Origin of the sequence: Gluconacetobacter dulcium (genome assembly GCF_014174165.1) — a bacterium.
Taxonomy (GTDB): Bacteria; Pseudomonadota; Alphaproteobacteria; order Acetobacterales; family Acetobacteraceae; genus Gluconacetobacter; species Gluconacetobacter dulcium.
The window spans coordinates 1-569 of the sequence record NZ_JABEQN010000075.1; the positions used below are offsets into that span (position 1 = coordinate 1).

General features: G+C 69.8%; 1 pseudogene. It reads left to right on the forward strand.

What is annotated here, in order from left to right:
* Positions 1-80 precede the first annotated feature (80 nt).
* Positions 81-569, forward strand: a pseudogene (locus HLH25_RS20870) (phosphate ABC transporter permease PstA); the annotation flags it as partial.

Here is a 569-nt window from a genome sequence, read left to right on the forward strand (position 1 = left end):
GCTGGGGTTCATCCTGATGGTGATCTCGTTCCTGACGCTGGCCTGTTCGCGGCTGCTGCTGCGGCGTGGAGGGGCCTGAGATGGGGGGCGCGATGATGGAGGCCGGTGCGGTCGGCACGGGTGCGGCCGTGGGAGCGGGGTGGAACCGCCCCGGCGGGCTGGCGCTGCGACGGCGGCTGGTGGACCGGGTGGCGACGGGGCTGAGCATCGCGGCGACGGGGATCGTGCTTCTGGCGCTGGGGTCGATCCTGCTGACGCTGCTGGTGCGGGGGCTGCCGGGCCTGTCATGGGGCACGCTGGTGCATGTGATGGCGCCGCCGGGGAGCAATGGCGGCCTGGCGAACGCGATCGTGGGCAGTCTGGTGCAGACCGGCTTCGCGGCGGCGATCGGCACGCCGGTGGGGCTGCTGACGGGGATCTATCTGTCGGAATATGCGCGCGACGGGCGGGTGGTGGATATCGTGCGCTTCGTGTCGGACATGATGCTGTCGGCGCCGTCGATCCTGGTCGGGTTGTTCGTGTATATGCTGCTGGTGATGCCGTTCGGGCATTTCTCGGGGATTTCCGGG